15 protein-coding genes, 3 rRNA genes and 1 other annotated feature are annotated in these 19,175 nt (G+C 43.0%); of the genes, 17 read left to right on the top strand and 1 reads right to left on the bottom strand.

Features of this window, described 5'->3' with window-relative positions:
• Positions 1-114 precede the first annotated feature (114 nt).
• The 14 genes from ABC361_RS00005 (at position 115) to rsmI (ending at position 13,327) form a co-directional block, all read left to right on the top strand.
• Positions 115-1,662, top strand: a 16S ribosomal RNA gene (locus tag ABC361_RS00005).
• A 281-nt stretch (positions 1,663-1,943) separates the two neighbouring features.
• Positions 1,944-4,879, top strand: a 23S ribosomal RNA gene (locus ABC361_RS00010).
• A gap of 67 nt (positions 4,880-4,946) precedes the next feature.
• Positions 4,947-5,062: ribosomal RNA gene (rrf, locus tag ABC361_RS00015) — 5S ribosomal RNA — on the top strand.
• The 16S, 23S and 5S rRNA genes sit together here, the layout of an rRNA operon.
• A 507-nt stretch (positions 5,063-5,569) precedes the next feature.
• Complete coding sequence (locus tag ABC361_RS00020; protein WP_413072138.1) at positions 5,570-6,415, top strand: HD domain-containing protein; 846 nt, start codon at positions 5,570-5,572, stop codon at positions 6,413-6,415.
• Between the two features lie 105 nt (positions 6,416-6,520).
• Positions 6,521-6,718 (top strand): sigma factor G inhibitor Gin, encoded by a 198-nt coding sequence (locus ABC361_RS00025; protein ID WP_099305658.1) that lies wholly within the window; start codon positions 6,521-6,523, stop codon positions 6,716-6,718.
• 94 nt (positions 6,719-6,812) lie between these two features.
• Positions 6,813-8,243 (top strand): aminotransferase class I/II-fold pyridoxal phosphate-dependent enzyme, encoded by a 1,431-nt coding sequence (locus tag ABC361_RS00030; protein WP_413072139.1) that lies wholly within the window; start codon positions 6,813-6,815, stop codon positions 8,241-8,243.
• Positions 8,243-8,881 (top strand): dTMP kinase, encoded by a 639-nt coding sequence (tmk, locus tag ABC361_RS00035; RefSeq protein WP_413072140.1) that lies wholly within the window; start codon positions 8,243-8,245, stop codon positions 8,879-8,881. The genes ABC361_RS00030 and tmk overlap by 1 nt, the downstream gene beginning before the upstream one ends.
• 1 nt (position 8,882) lies before the next feature.
• The gene (locus ABC361_RS00040; protein WP_413072141.1) at positions 8,883-9,212 is read left to right on the top strand and encodes a cyclic-di-AMP receptor; all 330 of its coding nucleotides are present in this window, start codon (positions 8,883-8,885) and stop codon (positions 9,210-9,212) included.
• Between the two features lie 19 nt (positions 9,213-9,231).
• Positions 9,232-10,221: a DNA polymerase III subunit delta' gene (gene holB / locus ABC361_RS00045; RefSeq protein WP_413072142.1), complete on the top strand. Its 990-nt coding sequence runs from the start codon at positions 9,232-9,234 to the stop codon at positions 10,219-10,221.
• A gap of 2 nt (positions 10,222-10,223) precedes the next feature.
• Positions 10,224-11,051, top strand: a complete 828-nt coding sequence (locus tag ABC361_RS00050; protein ID WP_413072143.1) for a PSP1 domain-containing protein — start codon at positions 10,224-10,226, stop codon at positions 11,049-11,051.
• Positions 11,052-11,064: 13 nt separating this feature from the next.
• Positions 11,065-11,400 (top strand): DNA replication initiation control protein YabA, encoded by a 336-nt coding sequence (gene yabA / locus ABC361_RS00055; RefSeq protein WP_099305646.1) that lies wholly within the window; start codon positions 11,065-11,067, stop codon positions 11,398-11,400.
• A 64-nt stretch (positions 11,401-11,464) separates the two neighbouring features.
• Positions 11,465-12,199: a tRNA1(Val) (adenine(37)-N6)-methyltransferase gene (locus ABC361_RS00060; protein WP_413072144.1), complete on the top strand. Its 735-nt coding sequence runs from the start codon at positions 11,465-11,467 to the stop codon at positions 12,197-12,199.
• Positions 12,196-12,462: a GIY-YIG nuclease family protein gene (locus ABC361_RS00065; protein ID WP_413072145.1), complete on the top strand. Its 267-nt coding sequence runs from the start codon at positions 12,196-12,198 to the stop codon at positions 12,460-12,462. Before ABC361_RS00060 ends, ABC361_RS00065 begins: the two co-directional genes overlap by 4 nt.
• The gene (rsmI, locus tag ABC361_RS00070; RefSeq protein ID WP_413072146.1) at positions 12,455-13,327 is read left to right on the top strand and encodes a 16S rRNA (cytidine(1402)-2'-O)-methyltransferase; all 873 of its coding nucleotides are present in this window, start codon (positions 12,455-12,457) and stop codon (positions 13,325-13,327) included. The genes ABC361_RS00065 and rsmI overlap by 8 nt, the downstream gene beginning before the upstream one ends.
• Before the next feature lie 29 nt (positions 13,328-13,356).
• Here rsmI and abrB read toward each other — a convergent pair whose 3' ends face one another.
• Positions 13,357-13,638, bottom strand: coding sequence for a transition state genes transcriptional regulator AbrB (abrB, locus tag ABC361_RS00075; RefSeq protein WP_099305638.1), 282 nt, complete (start codon positions 13,636-13,638; stop codon positions 13,357-13,359).
• Between the two features lie 227 nt (positions 13,639-13,865).
• Between abrB and ABC361_RS00080 the strand changes: the two genes are divergently transcribed.
• The 3 genes from ABC361_RS00080 to metG all read left to right on the top strand — a co-directional run bounded on the left by ABC361_RS00080 (position 13,866) and on the right by metG (position 18,947).
• Entirely contained in the window at positions 13,866-14,816 is a 951-nt protein-coding gene (locus ABC361_RS00080) for a DNA double-strand break repair nuclease NurA (protein ID WP_413072147.1), read from the top strand.
• A gap of 15 nt (positions 14,817-14,831) precedes the next feature.
• Positions 14,832-16,664, top strand: coding sequence for an ATP-binding protein (locus ABC361_RS00085; protein WP_413075686.1), 1,833 nt, complete (start codon positions 14,832-14,834; stop codon positions 16,662-16,664).
• Positions 16,665-16,710: 46 nt separating this feature from the next.
• Positions 16,711-16,935: a binding site (T-box leader), on the top strand.
• A gap of 44 nt (positions 16,936-16,979) precedes the next feature.
• Positions 16,980-18,947, top strand: a complete 1,968-nt coding sequence (gene metG / locus ABC361_RS00090; protein WP_413072148.1) for a methionine--tRNA ligase — start codon at positions 16,980-16,982, stop codon at positions 18,945-18,947.
• Positions 18,948-19,175: the final 228 nt, after the last annotated feature.

A 19,175-nucleotide genomic window follows, 5' to 3' on the forward strand; every position in this document is an offset into this window, starting at 1 on the left:
GCAAACGAGTTCTTTGAAAACTGAACAAAAGCCAAGCGTAAAAGAGATACAAGGTATCTCGTCAATGAAGTTAGACACAGCTTTAAATTGTGCAAATGAGCAAGTCAAACACTTTTAACGGAGAGTTTGATCCTGGCTCAGGACGAACGCTGGCGGCGTGCCTAATACATGCAAGTCGAGCGGACAGAAGGGAGCTTGCTCCCGGAAGTTAGCGGCGGACGGGTGAGTAACACGTAGGTAACCTGCCCCTTAGACTGGGATAACTCCGGGAAACCGGAGCTAATACGGGATAATAAAGAGAATCGCCTGATTTTCTTTTGAAAGACGGTTTCGGCTGTCACTAAGGGATGGACCTGCGGCGCATTAGCTAGTTGGTAAGGTAACGGCTTACCAAGGCGACGATGCGTAGCCGACCTGAGAGGGTGATCGGCCACACTGGGACTGAGACACGGCCCAGACTCCTACGGGAGGCAGCAGTAGGGAATCTTCCGCAATGGACGAAAGTCTGACGGAGCAACGCCGCGTGAGTGAGGAAGGCCTTCGGGTCGTAAAGCTCTGTTGTGAGGGAAGAACAAGTGCCGGCGTAACTACCGGCACCTTGACGGTACCTCACCAGAAAGCCACGGCTAACTACGTGCCAGCAGCCGCGGTAATACGTAGGTGGCAAGCGTTGTCCGGAATTATTGGGCGTAAAGCGCGCGCAGGCGGCTTCTTAAGTCTGATGTGAAATCTCGGGGCTCAACCCCGAGCGGCCATTGGAAACTGGGGAGCTTGAGTGCAGAAGAGGAGAGTGGAATTCCACGTGTAGCGGTGAAATGCGTAGATATGTGGAGGAACACCAGTGGCGAAGGCGACTCTCTGGTCTGTAACTGACGCTGAGGCGCGAAAGCGTGGGGAGCAAACAGGATTAGATACCCTGGTAGTCCACGCCGTAAACGATGAGTGCTAGGTGTTAGGGGTTTCGATGCCCGTAGTGCCGAAGTAAACACATTAAGCACTCCGCCTGGGGAGTACGGCCGCAAGGCTGAAACTCAAAGGAATTGACGGGGACCCGCACAAGCAGTGGAGCATGTGGTTTAATTCGAAGCAACGCGAAGAACCTTACCAGGTCTTGACATCCTTTGACCACTCTGGAGACAGAGCTTCCCCTTCGGGGGCAAAGTGACAGGTGGTGCATGGTTGTCGTCAGCTCGTGTCGTGAGATGTTGGGTTAAGTCCCGCAACGAGCGCAACCCTTGATCTTAGTTGCCAGCATTTAGTTGGGCACTCTAAGGTGACTGCCGGTGACAAACCGGAGGAAGGTGGGGACGACGTCAAATCATCATGCCCCTTATGACCTGGGCTACACACGTGCTACAATGGATGGTACAAAGGGCAGCGAAGCCGTGAGGTGGAGCCAATCCCATAAAGCCATTCTCAGTTCGGATTGCAGGCTGCAACTCGCCTGCATGAAGCCGGAATTGCTAGTAATCGCGGATCAGCATGCCGCGGTGAATACGTTCCCGGGTCTTGTACACACCGCCCGTCACACCACGAGAGTTTGTAACACCCGAAGTCGGTGAGGTAACCTTTTGGAGCCAGCCGCCTAAGGTGGGACAAATGATTGGGGTGAAGTCGTAACAAGGTAGCCGTATCGGAAGGTGCGGCTGGATCACCTCCTTTCTATGGAGTATTTACTCTAGTCGATATATGACCGTTGGTCATATAACGCTTCGGATCTTTTGTTCAGTTTTGAATGAACTCAAATTCATTCATCTATAGCCTAATAGGGTATGGAACCAAGCTAAATGCGTGGTACCGACCTTCATGTAGGCAGGTTCTTTGAAAACTAAATCTAAAATCAACTCAAATAAAGTTTTGTTCATCGGTTTTAAACTGTTTGAACGAGACGTCAAGAATTCATAAACCTTTTAGGTTAACCAATTACTTTTTAAAAGTAAAATGGATAAGTTAGAAAGGGCGCACGGTGAATGCCTTGGCACTAGGAGCCGATGAAGGACGCGACGAACAGCGATATGCTTCGGGGAGCTGTAAGTAAGCTTTGATCCGGAGATTTCCGAATGGGGGAACCCACCATCCGTAATGGGATGGTACTCCTACCTGAACACATAGGGTAGGTAGAGGCAGACCCGGGGAACTGAAACATCTAAGTACCCGGAGGAAGAGAAAGCAAATGCGATTTCCTGAGTAGCGGCGAGCGAAACGGAATCAGCCCAAACCAAGAGGCTTGCCTCTTGGGGTTGTAGGACACTCTATACGGAGTTACAAAGAAACGGAGTAGGTGAACTGTCTGGAAAGACAGGCCGAAGAAGGTAACAGCCCTGTAGCTGAAACTTCGTTTCCTCCAGAGTGGATCCTGAGTACGGCGGGACACGTGAAACCCCGTCGGAATCCGGGAGGACCATCTCCCAAGGCTAAATACTCCCTAGTGACCGATAGTGAACCAGTACCGTGAGGGAAAGGTGAAAAGCACCCCGGAAGGGGAGTGAAAGAGATCCTGAAACCGTGTGCCTACAACTAGTCAGAGCCCGTTAATGGGTGATGGCGTGCCTTTTGTAGAATGAACCGGCGAGTTACGATAACGTGCAAGGTTAAGCTGATGAGGCGGAGCCGCAGCGAAAGCGAGTCTGAATAGGGCGAGTGAGTACGTTGTCGTAGACCCGAAACCGGGTGATCTACCCATGTCCAGGGTGAAGGTCGGGTAACACCGACTGGAGGCCCGAACCCACGCATGTTGAAAAATGCGGGGATGAGGTGTGGGTAGGGGTGAAATGCCAATCGAACTCGGAAATAGCTGGTTCTCCCCGAAATAGCTTTAGGGCTAGCCTCGAGTGATGAGTTTTGGAGGTAGAGCACTGATTGGACGAGGGGTCCCCACAGGATTACCGAATTCAGTCAAACTCCGAATGCCAAAAACTTTAACTCGGGAGTCAGACTGCGAGTGCTAAGATCCGTAGTCAAGAGGGAAACAGCCCAGACCATCAGCTAAGGTCCCCAAGTATACGTTAAGTGGAAAAGGATGTGGAGTTGCTTAGACAACCAGGATGTTGGCTTAGAAGCAGCCATCATTGAAAGAGTGCGTAATAGCTCACTGGTCGAGTGACTCTGCGCCGAAAATGTACCGGGGCTAAACGTATCACCGAAGCTATGGCAATCCCAATAGGGATTGGGTAGGGGAGCGTTCCAAGGACTGTGAAGCTAGATCGTGAGGACTAGTGGAGTGCTTGGAAGTGAGAATGCCGGTATGAGTAGCGAAAAGAGGGGTGAGAATCCCCTCCGTCGAAAGCCCAAGGTTTCCTGAGGAAGGCTCGTCCGCTCAGGGTTAGTCGGGACCTAAGCCGAGGCTGAAAAGCGTAGGCGATGGACAACAGGTTGATATTCCTGTACCACCTCGTATTTGTTTGAACGATGGGGGGACGCAGAAAGGTAGGGTGAGCGCGCCGCTGGCTGTGCGCGTCGAAGCATGCAAGGCTGGAACATAGGCAAATCCGTGTTCCGTGAAGGCTGAGCTGTGACCGTGAAGGACCCAAGGGTCCGAAATCCCTGATCCTCCGCTGCCGAGAAAAGCCTCTAGTTAGAATACAGGTGCCCGTACCGCAAACCGACACAGGTAGGCGAGAAGAGAATTCTAAGACGCTCGGGAGAACTCTCGTTAAGGAACTCGGCAAAATGACCCCGTAACTTCGGGAGAAGGGGTGCTCTATTAAGGTGAATAGCCTGAGAGAGCCGCAGTGAATAGATCCAAGCGACTGTTTAGCAAAAACACAGGTCTCTGCCAAGCCGCAAGGCGAAGTATAGGGGCTGACACCTGCCCGGTGCTGGAAGGTTAAGAGGAGGGGTTATCCCGTAAGGGAGAAGCTCTGAATTGAAGCCCCAGTAAACGGCGGCCGTAACTATAACGGTCCTAAGGTAGCGAAATTCCTTGTCGGGTAAGTTCCGACCCGCACGAATGGTGCAACGACTTGGATACTGTCTCAACGAGAGACCCGGTGAAATTATAGTACCTGTGAAGATGCAGGTTACCCGCGACAGGACGGAAAGACCCCATGGAGCTTTACTGTAGCTTGATAGTGAGTGTTGGTACCATTTGTACAGGATAGGTAGGAGCCTAGGAAACCGGAGCGCTAGCTTCGGTGGAGGCGTCGGTGGGATACTACCCTGATGGTGCTGACATTCTAACCTCGACCCGTGATCCGGGTCAGGGACATTGTCAGGTGGGCAGTTTGACTGGGGCGGTCGCCTCCTAAACAGTAACGGAGGCGCCCAAAGGTTCCCTCAGAATGGTTGGAAATCATTCGTAGAGTGCAAAGGCATAAGGGAGCTTGACTGCGAGACCTACAAGTCGAGCAGGGACGAAAGTCGGGCTTAGTGATCCGGCGGTGCCGTATGGAAGGGCCGTCGCTCAACGGATAAAAGCTACCCTGGGGATAACAGGCTTATCTCCCCCAAGAGTCCACATCGACGGGGAGGTTTGGCACCTCGATGTCGGCTCGTCGCATCCTGGGGCTGAAGTAGGTCCCAAGGGTTGGGCTGTTCGCCCATTAAAGCGGCACGCGAGCTGGGTTCAGAACGTCGTGAGACAGTTCGGTCCCTATCCGTCGCGGGCGTAGGAAATTTGAGAGGAGCTGTCCTTAGTACGAGAGGACCGGGATGGACATACCGCTGGTGTACCAGTTGTTCCGCCAGGAGCATCGCTGGGTAGCTACGTATGGACGGGATAAGTGCTGAAAGCATCTAAGCATGAAGCCCCCCTCAAGATGAGATTTCCCATGGCGTAAGCCAGTAAGACCCCTTAGAGATGATGAGGTTGATAGGTCAGAAGTGGAAGTGTGGCGACACATGGAGCGGACTGATACTAATCGGTCGAGGGCTTATCCTAATTTTTTTCTTGACTTGAGTTTGATTTCTAGATTTAGTTTTGAAAGAATCAACGATTCTTTTCATAGTCTGGTGGCAATAGCAAAGAGGTCACACCCGTTCCCATGCCGAACACGGTCGTTAAGCTCTTTTGCGCCGATGGTAGTTGGGGGCTTCCCCCTGTGAGAGTAGGACGTTGCCAGGCAAGCAGAAAGACACCTAAATAGGTGTCTTTTTTTGTGTATAAAGAGACGCAAAAGAGCTACGCTTCGAAGAAGCGAGATTAAGAAGAACGTACCCAGATCGAATAAGGCATCAATCCAAACCCATCACGAATAATCATCGAAGAAGAGGCATCATGCTTCCCCCTGTGAGACGAAAGGATCGAGTTCGTAGAACGTCATGAAGAAACCATCGTAAAAAGCGACATGCGAAACGTCCCTGTAAGAACTCATGACGGAGCCAAAGGACATTGCCAGGCAAGCAGAGAGACATTCCTAACTCTTTCCCTAATACTTTATTACTGTTTTCATGATTATCTAACTTAGGCGTTTGAAGAAATACCTTTTAGGTTAAAGAGAGGTACATTACTAAAATCTGTATTTAAACGATAAGGAGAATGAGGGATGATTGATCATAGAGAACCCCTTTATCCAGAATGCAAATGGCTATCATTTGAAAAAAGCTTTTTCATACAGCAGCGGTTCGTAAATTGAAATTAATAGCCCATTTCGGAGGAGCTTCTTTAATATCCCCTCTAGCCCATTCTAGGTTTGAACATACGCTAGGTGTTTCAAAATTAGTCTCGAAATTTTTTCCTGAAGACAAGGAGTTACGTGCAGCTGCCATTTTATTTGATGTAGCGGCTTTACCGTTTTCACCGTCCATTAACACGGTGTTGAATTATGAGCATGAGGCTATTCTTTCGGAGACCCTGCTTTCAGATGATATTCAAGAGGTCTTGAGAGCAGAAAACTTAGATTGGCTCGTTATTAAAGACCATGCACTAAACAGTTCGATCTTACATGGTCGAAACGATCAAGTGGGTTTAATTGATCTTGATAAAGCATTTCGAACCTTATATATGTTAGGTGAACTGAAAGAATCAGCAACTGATTACCTTACTCACTGTAGCTGTGATGTATCTGGAGTTCGCTTTGACGATGATATGGAGGAGGAGTTGACCTCCATTTTTGGGAGAGCAGGAAAAATTCTTTCAAGTAAAGAAACAGCAGCAGTTGAAGCGATTGTGTTGGAAGCTATACAATGCGACTGGGCAGAAAAAGGTGATGAAAAAGGGGTCTATCATGATTTAACAGACTGGGAAATATTATGCTTGTTAAAGACATCCCCATCTCCAAGAGCGCAATTTTTAATTCAATCTTTGCTCCATCAGCCTGATAAATTTGTAATTCGAGAGAAAGCAACAGGTGCAGGGATTCCTTTCTCTATTCACAGTGCATTTAAGGTGTTTTCTAGAGTAAAAGCAGAAAAAGCTCAAGAACAAAGTAACACCTATGAAGTAATCGATCTTTCTACAATAGCAGAAACAATTTAACCTCTGACAAACACCTACACGCCATAAGCTGCATAGAATAATAAAAAATGCCTCTCTGCAGTATAAGGAGCGCATTCTAGGCGATACTTATGGTGGAGGTGCATCATGCGGAGAGTTGAACGGACGATTCGATTTAAACTTCATAAAGAATGTCATGTTTGTGGGGAGTTCATCACCAAAGGGCTATGTGTAAATCAAATGAATATTTGTATGGCATGCGAAGAAGATATGGTTGATGAAAAAGAGAACAATTTGTATGAGCATTACGTAAAAGCAGTAAAACAAATATGGAAAAATTACTAAGACTTGTTGAGAAAACAAGTCTTTTTTAGGTGACGGACAAATTATTATTCGTTAAAATAGGGATAGTTTTAAAATGTAGAAAGGGCGTTGTCGCTTGAGTGTACGTACTCCTATCATTGATGCCATTGAAACACATATTCAAACCGAACCAATTTCTTTTCACGTACCAGGACATAAAAATGGTGTTCAATGGCACACGTTACTGCCTGCTTTTAAAAAAATACTGCCATATGATCTTACAGAAATTAGTGGTCTGGATGATTTACATGATCCAAAAGAGGCAATCGCAGAATCGCAGGCTCTATGTGCACGCTTTTATGGAGCTGGTGAAACGAGTTACCTCATTGGAGGATCAACAAGTGGAAATTTAGCTATGATCTATGGCACCTTGCAAGAAGACGATGTTGTTTTTGTTGAACGAGATTGTCATAAATCTGTTATTCACGCGCTAGAACTTTGTAGGGCACATGTAGTATTTTTACCATCGGTTCGTTCTAGTATAACAAGTCATCCCCTTGGAGTAAGTTGCTCGACTTTGGAAGACGCACTAGTAAAATATCCGCTTGCTAAAGCATTGATTGTAACGTATCCAAATTACTGGGGGCACATTAATGAATACGAACCATTGTTTTCTTATGCAAAACGTAAAGGGTTATACATATTAGTAGATGAAGCACATGGTCCGCATTTTTCATTAGGTCATCATGTAGATGGTTGCCCACCATCTGCGTTACGTATAGGTGCTGATATTGTTGTTCAATCTGCGCATAAAATGTTACCAGCATTAACGATGACAGGATGGTTGCATTTCTCTCAATCCGTCGATCCAACTGTTAAAAAACGAGTGAAACACGCTCTACAAATGTTCCAATCAAGCAGTCCTTCTTACGTTTTGCTAGCATCGTTAGACGGGGCACGTGCTTTTTTAGAACAATCAGGTAGGCAGTCTTTGGAAGAGGCCGTGCAGGAAAGAGATCAATTATGTAAATGGATTGATCAACATAGATATCTAGAAAGAGTGGTGGATGAGAGTTTCTATGCAGATCCATTAAAAATCATGATAAGGGCGAGAAACGGTGAAGCCGGAAATGCTTTGCTAGCTGAATTAAATAAAGTGGGCATTTATGCCGAGATGGCCGATCCGCATATGGTTTTGATTGTGTTGGGTCTAGGAAAGTTACATCCAAACACGCATGAACGGTTAAAAAAGGTTACAATAGAGAGAGAAATGAAAAGAAAAAATGTTTTTTTTCAAGCAGGAGCACAAGGAACAGTGTCCGAATTAATAAGGACGACTAAGAACGATGAAGAAACTGAATTGTTATCATTGCAAGAGGCAGTAGGGAGAATATCAGCAAGTGATGTCATTCCGTATCCTCCAGGTGTACCGCTTCTTTTAAAAGGAGAGAGGATTACACCGGAACATGTAGAACAATTGAATCAATACGTCTATACAGGTGTTTCCTTTCAAGGATTTCAACCTAAAGAAGGACTATTAGTTAAGTGTAAAGCAGGAGAAGAATAATGCAAAAAGGTATATTTATAACAGTTGAAGGCGGTGAAGGAGCTGGGAAAACGACAGTTGTTGACCGAATTGAACGCACGCTTAAAGATTGGAATTATCAAGTGTTGCGGACAAGGGAACCAGGTGGCGTCCAGCTTGCTGAACAAATAAGGGATATTTTGCTTCACACAAAGCATATTGAAATGGACGATCGAACGGAAGCGTTGCTGTATGCAGCAGCTAGAAGAGAACATCTTGTAAAAAAGGTGGTGCCTGCTATTGAAGCGGGCAAAATTGTTCTTTGTGATCGTTTTATTGATTCAAGTCTTGTTTATCAAGGGTATGCGCGAGGTATTGGTGTGGAAGAAGTAAGAAGCATTAATGAATTTGCAGTGGAACATCATATGCCTGATTTAACACTTTATTTTGATGTTTCCCCAGAAGTAGGTTTATCAAGAGTACAAAACGATCACGTGCGTGACTGGAATCGATTGGATCAAGAAACCATTGATTTTCATAAAAAAGTAGAAAACGGGTATAAGTCACTTATTGAAACTGAAGGTGATCGTATACGTGTTATTGATGCAGATCAATCAGTAGAAGACGTCTTTCAGCAAGCGCTAAGCATTGTTGAGGAATTTATAAAGGGAGTGGAGTAAAGTGAAGCTAATTATGGCTGTTATTCAAGACAAAGATAGCACTAGATTATCCGATGCATTAGTAAAATCCGACTACAGAGCAACACGTCTTTCGAGTACTGGTGGATTTTTAAAAGCTGGAAATACAACATTCCTAATTGGTGTGGAAGACAACTCTGTTGAAGAAGTCATGGGAATTATTCAAAAAAATTGCCGTAGCCGTGAACAAGTCGTTGCACCTATTTCACCAATGGGCGGAAATGCTGATTCCTACGTTCCTTATCCAGTTGAAGTACAAGTTGGTGGAGCGACCGTATTTGTACTCCCAGTTGATCAGTTTGAACAATTCTAATAATACTGGTGGGTAGATAATGAGACTTTGGAAAGATTGGGTAGAGGCACAGCCACAGGTTGTGCCTATGCTTGTAGAGAGTATAAAAAAGGAAAGGCTTGCTCATGCGTATTTATTTGAAGGGCTGGCTGGAAGCGGGACAATGGATCTTGCCATGCTCATTGCTAAACGCTTTTTATGTGAAAATAGCCAAGGCGAGGATCCCTGTTTACGTTGTGTAGACTGCACGCGAATTGAAACAGGAAATCATCCTGATTTACACAGGATTTTTCCCGATGGTCAATCAATTAAAAGAGAACAAATTGATTATCTTCAAAAAGAATTTTCGTACCGAGGGATGGAGTCGCGAAAAAAAGTATATATTGTTTCGGATGCCGATAAGATGACTAGCACAGCAGCAAACACTTTATTAAAATTTTTAGAGGAGCCTCAAGGTGAAACGCTAGCTATTCTAATGACTGAACAAGCGAGTAATGTGTTACCGACGATTCGAAGTCGTTCGCAGCACTTAAGGTTCCAACCGCCTCTTAAAGAAGAAATCATTCATCAGCTAGTCGAGCATGGGATTGAACAGAAACATAGTCATTTTCTTGCTGAACTTACTGAAAATAAAGAGATGGCAATACGCTTAATCGAAGACGACTGGTCTTTTCAAGCTAGAAGCGTAGTGTTACAATTAATGTATGAGCTTTACACAAGACCCGATCAAGCGACAATGACGTTAGCGGAAAAATGGCTACCGCTAATGAAAGAGCGCATTCATCAAGAAATGGGTCTAGAAATGATGATTTTATGGTTGCGAGACCTTTTATATATAAAAGTTGAAAAGCAAGGAGAGCTTGTTTATAGCGATTTTTCTGAGCGCTACAATGAACTATCTCTTTCAACGTCACAGCGTCTCATCAGCCTTTCGTTGACTAAGGTCATGGAAGCGAAAAGTCAACTAAGTGCTAATGTTGCCATACAGTTAGTGATGGAAAGATTGCTTTTCACAATACAGGAGGGCTAGTTTTGCACGAGGTTGTAGGTGTCCGATTTAAAAAAGCGGGCAAAATATATTACTTCTCGCCAGGTTCTTTGCAAATTGCTGGCGATGAAGCGGTAATCGTCGAAACATCCCGGGGAGTTGAATACGGGAAAATAGTCGTTTCACCAAAGTTTGTTGATGAACAAGATGTCGTTTTGCCGTTGAAACAAGTCATCCGTTTAGCAACAGCTGAAGATACATTAATTGTAAGAGAGAATCGTGAAGCAACAAGAGAAGCAATTGATGTATGCACACAGAAAATTATTGAACACAAGCTAGATATGAAGTTAGTGGACGTTGAATATACATTTGATCGGAATAAAGTGCTGTTTTACTTTACAGCGGATGGTCGAATTGATTTTAGAGAATTAGTAAAAGACTTGGCGGCTATCTTTAGAACAAGAATTGAACTTAGGCAGATTGGTGTAAGAGATGAAGCCAAGTTACTCGGCGGAATTGGTCCTTGCGGTAGAATGCTTTGTTGCTCCACATTCCTAGGTGATTTTGAACCTGTATCCATCAAGATGGCAAAAGATCAGAACCTCTCTCTTAATCCCGCAAAGATTTCAGGGCTTTGTGGACGTTTAATGTGCTGTTTGAAGTATGAAAACGACACATATGAAGAAGCTAAGAAAGAAATGCCTGACATTGGTAAGAAAATATCGACGCCTGATGGTACTGGAAAAGTCATTGGACTGAATTTACTTGATCGAGTCGTTCAGGTTCAACTTTTAGAAGAAGAACAAACGCTTGAATATGCTTTTGATGAATTAATGAAAAGTGAAAAGCTCACTTCAAAAGCAACGGATTAATGAGGTGAACGATGTGGATAAAAAGGCCATCTTCATACAGGTATCAAGCCTTGAAGAACGAATTGGTGATTTGCACGAAGAGTTACGAGGGTTAAAGGAACAACTTGCTTACTTAATTGAAGAGAATCATTATTTACACATAGAGAATGAAAATTTACGTAAACGTCTAGAGCCTGAAAAGCCTGTTCTCCCGGAAGAATTTGAACGCAAGAAAATGGTTGGAGAAGGGCATGAGAATTTAGCAAGGCTATACCAAGAAGGGTTTCATATTTGTAATACGCATTATGGAAGCATACGGCCTGAAGGTGATGATTGTTTGTTTTGCCTTTCATTTCTACATCAAAAATAAAAGAGGATTTAACAGCCGGTCTCCATATGCAGAGATCGGCTTTTACAGTAAGGAGCCATAAACCATGCTTGAAAAAGACGAGCGTCTAGACCATATTGCCGGTACTTCCTATAAAATTGTTCAAAGTGATCAAGTCTTTACGTACTCTATTGATGCTGTGTTACTAGCCAGGTTTGCTTCTATCCCGCTTCAGAAAGGTCGAATTCTTGATTTGTGCAGCGGGAACGGTGTTGTAGGGATTACGATGACTGAGCGTACAAAAGCTCTAATTTCTTTGGTGGAGCTACAAGAACCTCTTCATTCAATGGCATTGCGCTCGATTAAAGAAAATGGATTAGAGAAGCAACTAACTCCTTTATGTGCAGACTTGAAACACATTAGGGATTATTTTGCACATGGTTATTTTGATGTCGTTACATGCAATCCCCCTTATTTTACAAAAGGTGATCATGAACAAATCAAACTGGAATCAACAAAAGCGTTGGCAAGACATGAGATATCGTGTACGTTAGATGACGTAATTGCTGCGGGTTCGTATGTCTTAAAACATGGAGGCAAATTTACGATGGTCCATCGTCCAGAGCGTATGGTAGAAATCATTGAAACGATGAAACAACATCGTATTGAACCAAAGCGGATTCGTTTTTGCCATAGTAGCGCAACTAAACCGTCAACGATGCTATTGATTGAAGGAACCAAAGGTGGCAAACCAGGACTCGTGTGTGAGGCTCCTTTATTTGTATACGATCAAGACGGCAAATACACAAATGCTTTTAACAAGGAGTATTTTGATGTATGAAGCATTATGTCTATATTCTTGAATGTCGCGATAAGTCGTGGTACACCGGCTACACAAACGACTTAACGCAACGTCTTAGAAAGCACGAAGAAGGTAAAGGGGCAAAATATACGCGTGGCAGAGGGCCACTTAAACTGATTCATGTAGAGGCGTTTGAAACAAAGACCGAAGCGCTTAAGCATGAGTATCAATTGAAGCAAAAGAAGCGGAGCGACAAAGAACGCTATGTCGCAGAAAAAAGGAGTTTAAATCAAAATGATTGAACAAAAAAGTTATCCCCTTACTGGCGGGGGTTTATATTTAGTGCCGACACCGATTGGAAATTTAGAAGATATGACTTTTCGAGCAATTAACATTTTAAAAGAAGCAAACTTAATTGCTGCGGAAGATACACGACAAACGAAAAAGCTAACGAATCATTTTGATATTGATACTCCTTTAGTAAGCTATCATGAACATAATAAACAAAAAGTTGGACAAGACTTACTAGACAAGATGAAGGCTGGCACTGTAATTGCACTCGTTACAGATGCAGGCATGCCGGGAATATCTGATCCTGGTGAAGACTTAGCCACGTTATGTATAGAAGAGCAGATTCCGGTGATTTCACTACCAGGAGCAAATGCTGCACTCACTGCACTCGTTGCATCGGGCTTATCAGCGGCTTCTTTTACTTTTGTCGGCTTTTTACCTAGAGGAAAGAAAGAGAGTAAAGTAGAGTTAGATCGATTAAAAACGCATCAGGAGACGTTAATTTTTTATGAAGCGCCCCATCGATTAAGCCAAACCCTTACTTCTTTACAGGAAACTCTCGGGAATCGAAAGATTGTACTCGCTCGCGAATTAACAAAACGATTTGAAGAATTTAAGCGAGGAACGTTAGAAGAAGCAGCAGAGTGGGTTAAAGATGCTTCATTAAAAGGGGAATTCTGTATTGTTGTTGAGGGCTTCGACGGTGAGATTGAGGACGAACAGGATACATGGTGGAAAGCGTTAACGGACATTCAACATGTTAAGCACTATGTAGAGTTAGGTCTTTCAGAAAAAGAAGCAATTAAGCAGACAGCGAGTGATCGGAAGTTAGTCAAACGTGAACTTTACCAACAGTATCACGAGGCTAAAAAATAAAAAAACCCGCCATGGGCAGGTTTAAGTGATTATTTCTGTGCCACATAGTCTTGAAGTTGTTGAAGAACAGCTTCGGCTCCTTGAGGGCTAAGTACAATCTTGCCATTTGCAAGTGATAAGTTATCATCAGATACTTCACCAGTTACTTGGCAAGTCATGTTGGCTTTGTATTTCTTTAAAATGATGCGGTCATTATCAACATAAATTTCAAGTGCGTCCTTTTCAGCAATGTCTAACGTACGACGAAGCTCAATCGGAATCACAACTCGACCTAATTCATCGACCTTGCGGACAATCCCAGTTGATTTCATTACGTTTCCCCCTATATTAAGCCGTATGTAGTCAAGAATAATTTTGTGTCATATTTCGACATAATTCTATAGTAATCTTAGAATAACAATATTTCCAAAACAAGTCAATCGCTTTAAATAAAAAAACTTATATTTTGCGACAATTTATTTGAAGTGCTTTAAAAGTTGAATTGGCGGGCTTTTTTAAAAGGAAAAGTCATATGAGATGAAGAAAGGAGACCGCTTCATTGGATATTCATGCAGATATTATTCATAAGTTACAAGAATCAAATGAGATTTTAAAAGAAAAATATGCTCAGAGTCATAGAAAAAAAGAACCATTTCGACAAAAACTGACAAAAGAAGCGAACATCTTTCGACAAATGCAGCGAATTAATAAGGAAGATTTAGTACAGTCATTGAACGGGAAAAAATTAGCTGGAACAGACGGGTCGGTAAATCAGACAAAGGGCGAATCCCCTCATATTATTTATCTTTTTCAAGCTGTAGCCAAAACAACAGATGGAATCGCAAAATGGACGTCTGATCTATTTGTCCCTCTATTAGAGCGCGAAGAAGAGGAAGATGGAATCAGTAAACAACGAGCAAAGCGTTTAGCTACGCTAGAATTAAATGCCGCACGAACATTAATCGAACAAGAAGAAGTGGCTGTGATGCTGATGGATGGTGCCCTGTACCACTATCGCATTGATGCAAAAGAAGAATGGGAGCAGTTGCGGCAGTCTGCATTATCCAGGGGGACGCTACTTATTGGTGTATCAGAAGAAATTACAACGGAAAATCTTATTAAGCTATCAAGCTTTGATTCCTATGCACGAAACCCCTATTCCTATGACCGGGATCTGTTGTTCGGTATGCTGGAACAAAATGAAATGATTTATATTGATGCGATCCAACATAAAGCTGGATTGCTATCAGCATGGATGCGTTTAGGGTCAACACCGACGATTACAGGGTTTGATATGCTAGAAGAGCAATCTGAGCATATGAGTTGGGTCGGAGACTTAATTTGTACGCTGACTCCAGTCGATGGTCGAGGCATTCCGCTCTGGCTTGATCATATAGATCAAGAGATTCGAATAACAGACAAGCTAGTCGAAGGTTTAGTAGAGCAATATGTCGATGAAGACATTCGCAAGCAATTTTTTGTGAAAATGAGAACCGAGCGTCCATATTAGGAGGAGGAATGAATGATGCAAGTGGTCGGCGTTACAACACAACATGAAATTCATGTTGCGTCGAAAGCACATAAGTTTCGAATGAATGAAATGTTAGTGATTCAAGATCAAGATTTGCAAGAGCCAAAAGGAGAAGTTGTCGAAACCTTATCATACAATCGCTATATTCCAATGGGAATGGATAAGGGGTTAGTCGACCGCAATGTGTTAGAAACGTTAGAAGCGATTGGCTATGATATTGGTCAAGACGACATTCATTTAGCAAAAGTAAGGTTATTTGAAGAAGCTCAAAAACCGATTCAAACGGGTGTGACTGTTCGCCACCCTGAATTTTATGAGATTGAGCATTTACTTGTGTCGGCATCAAAAGAAAAAGGCATGGTTCTAGGTGAAATTAAGTCGACAGATTTTATTGCTGAATCTTTACCAGATCATTTAGATCAAATTTTGCATATGCAAGAACAGGGTCAGGTCAGAGAGCAGAATGGTGTGCCGTTTATTTTTGATATTCGGGCAATGCAACAATATCCTCATATTGGCGTGTTTGGTGGCTCAGGCTCAGGGAAATCGTTTGGTCTTCGCGTGATGCTCGAGGAATTAATGAAGTTAAAGATTCCATCGCTCGTATTTGATCCACATTTTGAAATGAATTTTACAGGTAAAACGGAAGCCGATCGCGGGGATGTTCCATATTCATCTCGTTATGAAGTTGTGCAAATTGGTCGTGATGTTGGCGTTGATTTTTCGGCGTTAACAACAAGAGACGTTGAACGTTTACTTGGAGCTGCTGGGCAGTTAACGGAGTCAATGGTAAACGTCATTCAATCGGTCCATAAGCGCAAAGACAGCTACCAATCATTTAGTGATCGCGTGGCTAACTTAATTGAGGCACTGGATATGGGGAAACAGAAAATCGACGGTATGCTTCATGATGGTGGGATGACGAAAGACGAGATTAAACGATACAGTGAGTTTAAACGTTTACTCGATCAATTTGGTAGCCTGCCTCCTTCTTCTGTAAAAGGTATTCAGTGGCGTGCCAACCGTCTTTATCAAGCAGGTTTGTTTCAACAAAACATTCGGGCCATTGAACACGGTATTCATAATGGAAAGCTAGTGGTCATCCAAGGCGCTGTTTGGTTGCTCCAAGTGTTTGCAAGTTATGTCATTGGAACACTCTATTTTAAAAGGCGTTCTTATAAAGATGCTAAACTGCAACAGCAACAAAGTGAATTCTTTCCACCGTTTGTCGTTGTAACAGATGAAGCACATAATTTCGCACCGAAAGGGTTTGAAGCACCGGCAAAATCGGTTTTAAAAGAAATTGCACAAGAAGGAAGAAAGTATGGAACGTTTCTTATTTTTGCGACACAGCGGCCAACGTTACTTGATGAAACCATCACGGCACAATTGAACTCCAAGTTTGTATTCCGTACGGTTCGTGGTACAGATATTCAAACAATTAAAGAAGAAACCGATTTAACAGCTGAAGAAGGAAAGCGGCTCCCATATTTACAGTCAGGTGATGTGTTTTTGTCATCAGCTATTATTGGTCGTACGGTAGCGGTTCGGATTCGTCTTGCTCATTCAACAAGCCCACACACGATGAATCCATTCGATGAGCTTGAACAAATGAATGAAGTAAGTAATGAAGAGTTGATTGCAGCACTTGATGATTTTCTCCCTTTAGCCGAAATGCATGTGATGCAAAAGCTTGATCAAATGAATAAAAAAGCAGGCAAGTCTTGGGATGTGTCAGAGTGGAAGCAAGAATTAGAGCGACTATGTGAGGACGGGTCGTTGAAAAAACAAAAAACACCTTTTGCAACACTCTACGATCGCACTTGACAATCCGATGTATGATTCGCTATATTTTTGATAAGAATGAACCATATACGTTTCTGTGAATGGATGAGTATAAAGGAAGATGCTTGTACTAGAGAGCCGGGTTAGGTGGAAGCCGGTCAAGGATGCCTTTAGAAGATGGTCCAGGAGAATTCATTTTCGAGCCAGCTAAGGTAAGGGAGTGACGTTTGCCAGCGTTATTGGTCTAAAGCCTTGTCACACGTGATAAGGGAATTTTGGGTGGTACCACGTAAGATAACCTTTCGTCCCGATTGCGGACGAAGGGTTTTTTGTATTTTATTCGAAAGGGTGAGGATTTTGACAAAACCATCATTTTACATTACAACGCCAATCTATTATCCAAGTGGAAAGCTTCATATCGGACATACGTATACGACTGTAGCTGGAGATGCAATGGCTCGCTATAAGCGCCTTCGTGGCTATGACGTGCGTTATTTAACAGGTACAGACGAACATGGTCAAAAGATTGAACAAAAAGCAGCTGAGAGAAACATTTCACCTCAAGAATATACCGATGAAATGGTAAAGCCAATTAAAGAACTTTGGGAAAAACTCGACATAACGTATGATGATTTTATTCGTACAACAGAAGACCGCCACAAAAAGGTAGTCGAAAAAATCTTTGATCAGCTTCTTGCTCAAGATGATATTTATTTAGGCGAATATGAAGGTTGGTACTGTGTATCAGATGAGACTTTTTATGGAGAAAGAGAGCTCATCGATCCAATTAAAGATCAAGAAGGCACGATTATTGGAGGAAAAAGTCCGGATTCCGGTCATCCTGTAGAAAAAGTTCGTGAGGAATCTTATTTCTTTAGAATGAGTAAATATGCAGATCGATTGCTCAAGTACTACGAAGAAAATCCTGAATTTATTCAGCCAGCTTCAAGAAAGAATGAAATGGTAAACAATTTTATAAAACCGGGTCTGCAAGATCTTGCCGTATCAAGAACCTCGTTTACTTGGGGTGTGAAGGTACCAAGTAATCCAAAACACGTTGTTTATGTATGGATTGATGCGCTGACGAATTATATTACAGCACTTGGTTATGGCACGTCTGAAGATGAACTTTATCAAAAACATTGGCCAGCAGATGTTCATCTTGTAGGAAAAGATATCTTACGTTTCCATACGATTTATTGGCCTGTCATGTTAATGGCGCTTGATTTACCACTTCCTAAAAAAGTGTTCGGACATGGTTGGTTCTTAACACGTGACGGAAAAATGTCGAAATCAAAAGGAAACGTTATTGATCCAGTTCCACTAATTGATCATTTTGGTCTGGATGCAATTCGCTATTATCTCTTAAGAGAAGTTCCGTTTGGTTCCGATGGTGTTTTCACACCAGAAGCTTTTGTAGAACGAGTAAACTATGATCTAGCAAATGACCTTGGAAACTTATTAAACCGTACTGTGGCGATGATTAATAAGTATTTTGATGGAAGCATGCCTACCTATATCAAAAGCGCGACACCATTTGATGAAGAACTGCTAGAGTTAATTGATGCTACCGCAACAAAAGTAGAAAATGCGATGGAAGAGATGGAATTTTCTATAGCGTTAACGGCAATTTGGCAGCTTGTTAGTCGTACAAATAAATATATTGATGAAACACAGCCGTGGATGTTAGCAAAAGATGAGGAGCAAAAGGATCAGCTAGGTTCGGTTATGTATCACTTGGCAGAGTCACTTCGAATCATTTCTGTATTCTTACGTCCGTTCTTAACAAGAACACCACAAAAAATGTGGGAACAGCTTGGCATTTCAGAAGACCAAGCAACATGGGAATCTGTACGTACGTTTGGCATGATAAAAGCGGGTACAAAGGTAAGCAAAGGAACACCTGTATTTCCACGATTGGATGTTGAAAAAGAAGTAGAATACATCGTGGAGTTGATGGGTGGTAAAGCAAATCCAGAACCGGAAGAAATTGAAGATGAAAATCAAATCACAATTGATGATTTTTCAAAAGTAGAGTTAAAAGTAGCGGAGGTCATTGGTGCTGAACCGGTTGAAGGAGCGGATCGTCTTTTAAAGATTCAGCTTGATTTAGGGAATGAAAAGCGTCAAGTTGTATCTGGGATTGCTAAATTCTACACACCAGAAGATTTAAAAGGTAAAAAAGTAATTTGTGTTACGAACTTAAAGCCTGTGAAGTTACGTGGTGAACTATCGCAAGGAATGATTTTAGCTGGTTCAAAAGGGAAAAAACTTCAGCTCGCGACTGTAGACGGAAATCTTCCGAACGGTGCGCAAGTGAAATAAAAATTGAAGGAGCGAAGCAGGGAAACCCCCGCTGCGCTCCTTTTCAATCTTATAAAAGCTCTTTACAACAGTTGAATATTCAGATATATTTAATTTATTCGTTAGTAGGAGGTGAGTAGATTGGATCTTTTTAATGGTAGCCAGGCAAAACGATTAGCATACTTGTGGATTTGTCAGGCGATTTTTTCGGCATCAGTTAGAAAATTGGATACGTCTGTCCTTTTTAAA

The sequence above is a fragment of the Shouchella phoenicis genome (assembly GCF_047238345.1).
Classification (GTDB): domain Bacteria; phylum Bacillota; class Bacilli; order Bacillales; family Bacillaceae_D; genus Shouchella.

What these genes read in the sequence shown, in the direction of transcription:
- ABC361_RS00025 (WP_099305658.1), top strand. Translation starts at nt 6,521, where the DNA reads ATGCGGAGAGTTGAACGGACGATTCGATTTAAACTTCATAAAGAATGT.
- ABC361_RS00085 (WP_413075686.1), top strand. Translation starts at nt 14,832, where the DNA reads ATGCAAGTGGTCGGCGTTACAACACAACATGAAATTCATGTTGCGTCG.
- ABC361_RS00065 (WP_413072145.1), top strand. Translation starts at nt 12,196, where the DNA reads ATGAAGCATTATGTCTATATTCTTGAATGTCGCGATAAGTCGTGGTAC.
- rsmI (WP_413072146.1), top strand. Translation starts at nt 12,455, where the DNA reads ATGATTGAACAAAAAAGTTATCCCCTTACTGGCGGGGGTTTATATTTA.
- tmk (WP_413072140.1), top strand. Translation starts at nt 8,243, where the DNA reads ATGCAAAAAGGTATATTTATAACAGTTGAAGGCGGTGAAGGAGCTGGG.
- holB (WP_413072142.1), top strand. Translation starts at nt 9,232, where the DNA reads ATGAGACTTTGGAAAGATTGGGTAGAGGCACAGCCACAGGTTGTGCCT.
- ABC361_RS00060 (WP_413072144.1), top strand. Translation starts at nt 11,465, where the DNA reads ATGCTTGAAAAAGACGAGCGTCTAGACCATATTGCCGGTACTTCCTAT.
- abrB (WP_099305638.1), bottom strand. Translation starts at nt 13,638, where the DNA reads ATGAAATCAACTGGGATTGTCCGCAAGGTCGATGAATTAGGTCGAGTT.